The organism is Butyrivibrio sp. WCD2001, assembly GCF_000424485.1.
In the GTDB taxonomy this organism is placed as follows: domain Bacteria; phylum Bacillota; class Clostridia; order Lachnospirales; family Lachnospiraceae; genus Butyrivibrio.
In genome coordinates, this window is sequence record NZ_AUJZ01000005.1 from 143,118 (window position 1) to 151,800 (window position 8,683).

At 39.9% G+C, this 8,683-nt stretch carries 7 protein-coding genes; 6 read left to right on the plus strand and 1 reads right to left on the minus strand.

Annotated elements, in window-relative coordinates:
* The first annotated feature begins 1 nt into the window (after position 1).
* From G630_RS0105535 to G630_RS0105545, 3 genes are read left to right on the plus strand one after another with little or no spacing between them, the layout of a single operon-like run.
* Complete coding sequence (locus G630_RS0105535) at positions 2 to 1,567, plus strand: hypothetical protein (protein ID WP_022762093.1); 1,566 nt, start codon at positions 2 to 4, stop codon at positions 1,565 to 1,567.
* 40 nt (positions 1,568 to 1,607) lie between these two features.
* Entirely contained in the window at positions 1,608 to 3,419 is a 1,812-nt protein-coding gene (locus G630_RS0105540; RefSeq protein WP_026498007.1) for a hypothetical protein, read from the plus strand.
* 14 nt (positions 3,420 to 3,433) lie between these two features.
* On the plus strand, positions 3,434 to 3,895 hold the full coding sequence (locus G630_RS0105545) for a hypothetical protein (protein WP_022763261.1): 462 nt from the start codon (positions 3,434 to 3,436) through the stop codon (positions 3,893 to 3,895).
* Positions 3,896 to 4,040: 145 nt separating this feature from the next.
* Here G630_RS0105545 and G630_RS0105550 read toward each other — a convergent pair whose 3' ends face one another.
* Positions 4,041 to 4,442, minus strand: coding sequence for a hypothetical protein (locus G630_RS0105550; RefSeq protein WP_022763260.1), 402 nt, complete (start codon positions 4,440 to 4,442; stop codon positions 4,041 to 4,043).
* Between the two features lie 384 nt (positions 4,443 to 4,826).
* Here G630_RS0105550 and G630_RS0105555 point away from each other — a divergent pair, with 384 nt between their 5' ends.
* The 3 genes from G630_RS0105555 to G630_RS0105565 are packed head-to-tail and all read left to right on the plus strand — an operon-like array spanning position 4,827 to position 8,681.
* Positions 4,827 to 5,273: a Crp/Fnr family transcriptional regulator gene (locus tag G630_RS0105555; RefSeq protein WP_022763259.1), complete on the plus strand. Its 447-nt coding sequence runs from the start codon at positions 4,827 to 4,829 to the stop codon at positions 5,271 to 5,273.
* A gap of 11 nt (positions 5,274 to 5,284) precedes the next feature.
* On the plus strand, positions 5,285 to 7,525 hold the full coding sequence (locus tag G630_RS0105560) for an MFS transporter (protein ID WP_026498008.1): 2,241 nt from the start codon (positions 5,285 to 5,287) through the stop codon (positions 7,523 to 7,525).
* Complete coding sequence (locus tag G630_RS0105565; protein ID WP_026498009.1) at positions 7,509 to 8,681, plus strand: hypothetical protein; 1,173 nt, start codon at positions 7,509 to 7,511, stop codon at positions 8,679 to 8,681. Before G630_RS0105560 ends, G630_RS0105565 begins: the two co-directional genes overlap by 17 nt.
* Positions 8,682 to 8,683: the final 2 nt, after the last annotated feature.

Here is an 8,683-nt window from a genome sequence, read left to right on the forward strand (position 1 = left end):
TATGAAAGCTATAAAAAAGTTGGGACATACAGATGTTCAATATAAAATTATGACATTTGGAAAGGATTTTGATATAGGAGCGGGTACATCGGTTACGGTACAATATGAGCACAACCAGTATCAGGCGAAAATGCATTCTAAAGCAAAAGGAAGAATTGATGGACTTGCAAAACTATATCAGTATTCCAATTTTAGTGAAGGCGATGTTATTTCAGCAGAGTGGGATGAGAATACTAGGCTGATTATAATAACGAAATGTGGGAATGAATATGATGGCGATATTGTATCAGAAGGATCTCTTGATAATGTAGATTTAGACAATAATTATCAATATGATAGTTTGGAAAAAGCTAAATCAGAATTTGATTACGGGTGGAGGTTGCAAGAAGACCAGGATGCAATTCATAAACGCGAGTTGGAAGATATTTTTACAGACCTTGATTCCGTACCGGCTCATAAAGAGTTTTATTTTAATTCTGGGCACGAGGACTTTGTAGGGAGAATGCAAGTAAACAGAGATTGGATTTTGTATTGGGATCCATACAAAAATATGCTGCAATTTATGACAGAAACTGGAAATTTTCTGGTTAAGGAAAAGCTGCCGGATTGCAATAATTATTCATTTCTGCTTGGATTTAATAATGAAGGAGTTTGGTTCGCTGAATATGGCACAGGTTATACATGGGATGATAGTGAATGGATTAATCGTATAGTATGTTGCGATATAGTAAATAAAAAAGTAAAGGCATATAAGATTAATCAAAAGAAAGGTGTTCTGTTACTCAAGAATATTTACATATATGGAGATGAACTTTTCTATTTCTGCAGGGAATCAGAGACCATAGAAACAGCGTATAGAGTCAATGAAGGAGGAGAGCATAAAATTCTATCTCTGGCGCTCCATGAAGATGACAGTTCACATATATGCAGGGTTGTTTGTGGCCAGGATAAATATGCAGTAGTAATGAACACGGATTTCTATGACAAGGCCCAGGGGGTGCAAATATCATCTGTCTGTCGGATTTATCAAAAATCGTCAGGAGTCATGGAGGACGAAATAAAATCCGTGTCTCGTATAAAGACAATTGATTTTAATCGTAAATGCGCTATAACAGAGCTTTCTGTAATTGATAACATTAATTGTTCTTTTGCAATCCCTGTGTCACCGCCGCAAGGAATGGAGTGGTGGGTGTTAAAACCTTTGTACAACAATCCTGGACTTGAACGAATTGCAACATTTAAGCAAAGTGGAAAGCCAGCTGTTTTCCCTGTTTCAGAATGTAGTAGCCAGTTATTATATTTCGACTTTGAAAACTGTTATGTTGCTCCGCACTATTCAAAACTATGCAGATATGCACGAAATGGTAAAGAGTACTGTCTGTCTGGTGGAGGACATGGTGTCACTGAGTCAATTCTGGTTTCTTCAAAATATGTTTATTGTGATTATGATGCAAATGGTGTATCACAGTTACCTAGAAATTTTGACGATTTTGAAGGGCTGGCAAGAACTAATCCTCAAGCGACATTGATATTAAAGGAGCGCGTTGGAATAGATAAATGGAATTAGTGTCGATTGTATATCAATTTATTAGAAAAAGAACAAAATTATGAGAAAAAGAAAAATTATACTGTTATTAATAAGCGCTAATTTAGTATTTTTGATGGCGTGTTCAAATCGATATACAACTATTGATACAGAAAACACGATTGTGGATGAAAAGAATAATAATGAGGATATGTCTACGGTGGAAGAAACAGTATTAGAGGCTAAGAAAGATCCAGATTCTGAGCTCGTGGTTGCTGATAATGCTGATTCTTCTGACAATAATAACCTTGATAAACAGCAACTTCTAAGTGATGAAAGCATGGCAGCATACGAGAGATTTCTACATTTGGAAGAAGAGTTATATTTTGATAATTACGCGATGGATGGACTTGTTGCTGGTCAGGGGTATGTCTTCCGGGATGTTATAAAGGCTATTTCTGAGAATGGTGGATTTGAAGAACACAATTATCATGACTTTCAATATGCCTATATAGATTGTGGAAATGATGGTATTCCAGAGCTACTTATATCATTTTCTGATTCAACTGAAATGTCAGAATATGAGGGTGATACGGATTGTGCAATTGTTATCAAATATATTGATGGCAAACTTCAGTTTTGCACTGAGGAAATATGGCATTACAGAAATGCTGGGGCGATAAACAAATATGGAATTAGTTTTGGATCTATGACGGCATATGCCGGCTGTGGAATGGATACGGATTGCGCCGGTGTGGATAAAGATGGAAAGCGTTGCGATCTTTTCTATACAGATGAGTGTTATGCAGAGGCAATACCTTCGACCTATTGTGGTGGAGATAATGGTATTGATCTATCTTCAATGAGTGATAAGTGGAATGAATGGGGAGACAAGGTTTATTTGTACTCAACTACATTTTCATTTGGTCAGGATGATGGTAAAACCATCTATTCATATGAAATTTTTGATAGTGGCATTGACTCGCTTACTGTTGAGCAGATACTTACAGAAGGAGGTATGCCCTGGATTCCAAAGCAGGAATATGATTCTGAGGTAAAAAAATATATTGAAGAATTTGGGCTAAGCGTAGATGAATTTTATGCCGGAGAACCTGAATTTTCGCCTTTGGAAGCATTTAATGAAGCAGCTAAGAACTTTAATGAAGAGGATACTGCTAAGAGTGATAATACTTACAATCTAATCCTTAATGATGTTGTGGCAGATTCAAACTTAAATTCTGAAACAGCTCGCATGTTTTCAGCTTTTTTACATGGAGAGATTACGGCTGAAAATGGTGGAGAACAGATAAGTATTTATGAACTTTTGGCAGAAGATATAAGAAAGTATTTAAATAATCAAGGGGGAATTGAACAACAGGATGATAACTCTATAGAAATCCCATCAGATTTTGGATGCTTCTATTGCATGATGGAGCATGATGGTAAAAGCATTTTATACATTTTGAATCAATGTGCAACGACAGAAGGAACTTTATATCAGGTATTTTGTGAGGATGATAAAGTAGTATTTAAAACATTTATGGGGCTTTCGTGGTGTGATGATGTAAGCATCTATGAAAGCGGGATTCTTACTGTGTATCATGGTCAGCATTCACCTGCATGCGAATTTTACATGATGGCAGCAGAACCATTACATGATGTCTGGCAACCTGAAGTAGATGGGGAAAAAGCTAAACTGCTTATTGTATCACCCAAAGAATGGGTAACGGATGATGATATGGTCGAATATGAAGAGATGGCAGACCGTGTTATTGTGCTTGATGGATTGGATGCAAATGAGTGGTCGGATACTGAAAAAAGTGTTTTAGGGGATTCCTGGAACCAGAAACCATTGCTATGGAACGAACTTATTACAGGAACTGATATAAGCTAAAGGAGTGATAATGTATGGCGAGAGGAAGAGGGAATTATGATGGGACTCATTATAAGGTTTGTCCATGTGCCAAGATGACTTCATATGGCAAGGGTGGTGGATGGACTCAATATGAAGCGTGGTGCTATAGCCCCAAAAGACCTCAAACTAACGGAGGAACTACTGGATATCATATGCCTACTAATACGGAGGAGGCTGCAAGATGTGGAGGAAGAGTGCTCAAAGGATACGGAAGGTATACGCAGTGTCCATATTATGTCAGAGGACATAAAGCACCGGGTGGTGTTGATGTAAATGTACGAAGCAATTCCAATGGTACAGATTTATGGACGAAAGTCATAGCAGCAGTCGTATGCTTTTTGCTTTCGTCATCAGCCTTAAATAGTGGCGTGCAATATTCAGCGATTTTTGCACTGATATTCTTTGCACTGGGTGTATTGAGCATTGTGTCTATTTTTAGGAAAAAGAAAAAGTAGCTATGCTTTAGCATATGTAGGAAGAAGGATTACCAGATTTCTCATTGTTAAAATACAAAATAGATTAGGATTGATATAGGAAACCTGCATTTGTGGTCACAAAATGCGACCGCAATTATAATATTTTGGGGAAGAACAAAGAGTCTTACTCAATAGATATAATATCCTCTATCAGAATTACGGACTTATCATCCAGTACGAGACACCTTTTGAAGGTATCGATTTTTCCAATATTAACCTGTTTCGTGACATATTCCCCACCATCTTTTAATCCATCGGGAACAAAATATGTCACAGTCGCAGATAATGTATCACCGGGCTCATGGGAATTAATCATTTCCGTGAGCTTTTCATTTAGTTCTGACTGTTTTTCTTCAGTCAGCTCGATCTTCTCGCGGGTAAATCTTCCCGCTTCTGACACCTCGTCATCATAACCCACAAGAGCAGCAAAGGGCATGAACTGTGCAGCCCTGTTTTGGAGGGGCATAGGGGGATGTTTCTTCGAGATCGGTTTTTCATGATTAATTATTTCTGCGTACTTATCCATATCTAATAGTATAACGAGACTCTTTAACCGGTACAATGTCAGATTCTATCATTTATACACTGTTTTACATGAGAATATTTTTATACTTATTTTAGATAATCATTGTATGGAAAATGGTAAAATTAATGGATAAAAGTAATAAAAAGTAAATATAAGTGGATTTTTTCGGTTTTGGTACCCATGATTTGAGAAAATAGGGGTACCAAACTGGCAAAAATGAGCGCTCATTTACAACAGGTAATGAAAAAGCAGGAAAATCCGCCCCAAAAGGGTACCAAAAGTGCTATTTTGCTTCTGTATTTACTTTTTCAGCATTCTGCCCGGCAAAGAAAACATTCTGCCCGGTGCAGAAACCATTTGCCCCGGCGCAGAAAGGGAAAGCTAGTGGATAACAATAGCATCTTAACTTTTCATCCCGACGAAATAATCCTTCGTGAGGGAGAAGACAGCAAGGACATGTTCAAGATACTAAAAGGGAATGCCGAGGTGTATCTGGCACATGGCACGGAGAATGAGACACTTCTTGGACTCCTTGGGAAAGGTGCCTGCTTTGGGGAATTCGGACTGCTGCTTCACGAGAAGTCTCCGTATACGGTAATTGCCTATTCGGACATCATCATATACAGAGTGACAGAGGATAAGATAGATGAGTTCATCCGTGAAAACCATGTGAATATCCTGCAGATGATGAAGAGCATGGCGAGCACGATGATGCTGATGCAGAGCCATATAAATCAGCTCAGCACGGAACTGGATGAAAAAAACAAAGTCAATAAACGCATAGTCGGAAAAAATAAGGAAATGCTAAAGCGGTATATCTATAACAGATAAGGACAGACATTATGAAGATAAAGAGAAATCGCGTAATTCTTACAATGATTCTCCTGGGTGTCGTAATGACGCTTTTTTCCGCTGCCCTGAATACCATGTCATACCGCAAATTGCAGGCTGACACGGTGGTCCATTCCGGAGTCCTTAATACGACAAGTGCCGTGAGGAAGATGAACTATGCGCTGAGCTTTGGAAAACCGATCAATAAGTTCTATGGTCTTACGGACATCATGGAGGGCATAGCCGCGTTGTCTACAGACATTATCGGTGTGGAGGTCACTGACAGCAAAAGGGAGAGAGTAGAGGCAATCGGTGACATTGATGAGCCGGTAAGAAGAACTACTCCGGATGAGGAATACGTTATCAGGTCTGATGGTTTGTACGCTTTTGTGGATTTCGATGGCGGTGAGATGATTCTTAAGTTTGATAAGGAATCAGTAGAAGCTGCTACGAGAGAATATCTGGAATACATAGCAAGGGTAAGCTTAGCTGTCATGCTTACAGTAATCATAGCGGCTTTCGCCTCCTGTTTCATCCTGGGAGGAGAGGAACTTACCGTAAAGCGGATGCGCATTACGGCTATCGTAATACTTGTTGCATCCCAGTGTCTGCTTGGCACATTTTCGATGATGAAGGTGAGTTCTGCTTTCGATACTTCCCTGGATAAGATAGCGATAATGACAGCGCGCTCGGTGGAAAATGATATAAACGAGGTCATCAACAAGGGAGTAGATTATGATGAATTCACAGGACTTGAGGAATACCTTGAGGACCTGTCACTGAACATTCCGGAAATATCAAGTATGGAGATAATGACGGAAGCCGGGAGTGATGGCGACGAGAATAAATGTATAAATATTGATGTTCAGAACAAGGATGGAATTAACCTTAATTGTAATTACAGCATTGATTATATAAACAGAAAAAAAATTAACAATGCCATAGATATTATCATATTGATTCTCATAGCAATCTTTATGAGTTTGGAGACGATAAAGTTCCTTACCAATCACATCGAATACAGGGACAGCCGCCGGGAAAAAGAGCTATATATCCCGGGCTTTCGTCTGTTTGTCTTTGCAGAAGGTATTGCCTTTGCACTGGACAGCGGCTTTTTCTCGGTGTTCAGTAATAAAATGTTTGATGCGATGAATCTGCCCGAGTCCATGTCCTTTTTAGGCGGAATGCCCAATACCATGTTCTCGGTTGCGGTGCTAATCGGCCTGTTTGGCTGCGGCACTCTGATAAACAGATTCGGTATGAAGAAGACGCTGATTGCCGGAATAGTAGCCGGAATCCTCGGATATATATTGTGCGCCTTTTCACCTAATCTGCCTTTCCTTATCGTATCCAGATTTATATTCGGTTTTTGCGACGGCATAATTGTAAATGCCATAAGGCTGTATGCGGCATCTCAGAAAAATCAGGAGATGCATAACAGACTTCTCGTGGAATACATGGCGGCAATTAATCTCGGTGTATGCTGCGGTGTGGTAATAGGCGGACTTATAGCGGATGTGGCATCCTATGCAGTTGTATTCCTGGTAGGTGCGGCTATCGGATGTCTGTGTCTGTTTCTTATATTCATCGCCCATTTTCCTGAAAAGCAGGAAAACGAGAAAGGAATTTCATTTTTCGAAGCTGTAAAGGAACTCAGAATCCCCCAGGTCAGCATATTCATGATCTTTGTAGTTATTCCTTTGTACATGGCTTCGCTGTTTGTGGAGTATACATTCCCGCTGTTCGGAGATGAGATGAATTTCTCCAATTCAATGGTGGCGGGACTCCTGATGGCCAATTTCATGATAATTGCATACCTTACAGATCCGATTTCGGAATGGGTTACGAAAAGGATGCGCACAAGGCCGGCGATGTTTCTTTATATGCTGTTTCAGACCCTGAGCATTGGTCTTTTTGTATTAACATCAAGTATCTGGGCTGCGATACTGGCTATCATTTTTACAAGTCTGTGGGACTGCTTCGGTATGGTTGTAATCGATTCGGGACTGGATCATGTCGAGGGAACCGTCACGGAGCAGAGTACACTTCTTCAGATGGTGTTTGGTAAGATCGCGATAGGAATAGGACCTATTGCAATAACCTCGCGTCTTAACAAAGGCGCTGCTAATGCTACCGGAATTATCGTGGTAGCTCTGGTAATCGGCCTGGTAGTTTACGGAGCGGCAATACTCTATTTTAAAAGCAAGGATAATAGAGCGAAGGAGGTGGCAGATAATGAAAACACGAAATAAGCTGACTGCAACTATCTGCATAATTTGTATTTTAATCATCTCCTCCCTTACTAAGGTGTGCGAAGCGAATGCTTCGGAAAATGTAACTCCCGGCACTCCCATCAGATTAGGATATGTTGAGAGCGAGGAATACGGTTCGTTTACCCAGCTCCTGTTGGATATAGCCATTGAATTCACCTATGAGGGAAGCATTAGTCAGTCCTTTGCAGAGAAATATAAGAACGTGAATTTTGAAGAAAAATTATCATCGGGTGATACATTAAAATTATGGAACGATATCTGCGATGCCGGTGTTGCCGGGGCAAAATATGTATTTGTAAGAGATGCATTTTTCAATCTTGATGATATGAATGAAGAGGATTATAAGAGCGTCACAAACCGCGATGATGTAGATATTATTCTGTCGATGGGAACAGCGTCGGGTGTTTATCTTAAAAATAACGAGAAAAAGAATAAGTTCATAAATATGTATGCGGCAGATCCCATTGAGGCGGGCATTGTAAAAAGCGAGACGGAGCGGTTCGATGACAGGTCATTTGCGCTTATGGATACCACGCCTTATATCAGACAGTTGGATGCCGGCTACAAATTCATTGGGTTTAAAAAGCTTGGAGTTGTATATGAGGATTCCCGGGATGCATATATCTATTCAGGAATCCCGACGATAGAAGCAAAGGCAAAGGAATACGGCTTCGAGGTTGTATATGAAAATGTGGATGAGCCTGTTACGGATGATGATTATGAAAGATATTATGATGAATTAAAACAGGCCTACAGGAAGCTCGCTGATAAAGGCATAGACTGTCTGCTTGTTACGATATCCTCCATTGAGTACGAGGAAAAAATGCAGGAGCTTCTTGATGACTGTATTATTCCGAAAAAGATTAAAACCATGGCTCAGGATGAGCTTATGCCTGTTGTCAACGGTGTCCTTTTCGGAATTACCATGACTGATTGCAGTGAGTCGGCAAATCATGTGGTACAGCAGATTCGAAGATATGCCGAGGAGGGGGTACCCTTTGATCAATTGGATATGGTATGTGAAACTACGCCGAAGATAGGAGTGAATTATACAACGGCGCAGAAAGTAGATTTTGACATTTCATTTAGCAACCTTCAGCTGGTGGACTATATCTACAGAGATGATAAAAAGTGATG

What these genes read in the sequence shown, in the direction of transcription:
- G630_RS0105535 (WP_022762093.1), top strand. Translation starts at nt 2, where the DNA reads ATGAAAGCTATAAAAAAGTTGGGACATACAGATGTTCAATATAAAATT.
- G630_RS0105540 (WP_026498007.1), top strand. Translation starts at nt 1,608, where the DNA reads ATGAGAAAAAGAAAAATTATACTGTTATTAATAAGCGCTAATTTAGTA.
- G630_RS0105545 (WP_022763261.1), top strand. Translation starts at nt 3,434, where the DNA reads ATGGCGAGAGGAAGAGGGAATTATGATGGGACTCATTATAAGGTTTGT.
- G630_RS0105550 (WP_022763260.1), bottom strand. Translation starts at nt 4,442, where the DNA reads ATGGATAAGTACGCAGAAATAATTAATCATGAAAAACCGATCTCGAAG.
- G630_RS0105560 (WP_026498008.1), top strand. Translation starts at nt 5,285, where the DNA reads ATGAAGATAAAGAGAAATCGCGTAATTCTTACAATGATTCTCCTGGGT.
- G630_RS0105565 (WP_026498009.1), top strand. Translation starts at nt 7,509, where the DNA reads ATGAAAACACGAAATAAGCTGACTGCAACTATCTGCATAATTTGTATT.